The sequence below is a fragment of the Streptomyces violaceorubidus genome, from assembly GCF_000717995.1.
Classification (GTDB): Bacteria; Actinomycetota; Actinomycetes; order Streptomycetales; family Streptomycetaceae; genus Streptomyces; species Streptomyces violaceorubidus.
In genome coordinates this window covers 1-201 of record NZ_JODM01000277.1, presented here as the reverse complement: position 1 = coordinate 201, position 201 = coordinate 1, and the positions used below count along the sequence as shown (strand labels likewise).

The window sequence follows — 201 nt, the reverse complement described above, 5'->3', positions numbered from 1 at the left end:
ACCGCCTTCACCACACAGGACACCAAGGGCTCCGCAAGGCCCGTGGGCCACGTGGAGCGCGAGCAGAGCACCGACCCGGATCCCGACATGGACATGGACGGGCAGTCCGCCGAGTCGCCGTCCCTGGCCTCTGAAAAGGACATGGCCGCCCCTGTCCCGATACCCACCCTGTCCCGGTCCGGTGCCCCACGGGCCGACACG

General features: G+C 70.1%; 1 protein-coding gene. It reads left to right on the top strand.

All coding sequences use genetic code 11. The annotated features are described in order from the left end of the window. Positions 1–201 (top strand): hypothetical protein (locus IE94_RS40780; protein ID WP_209441125.1); only part of this gene is annotated, 201 nt, incomplete at both ends.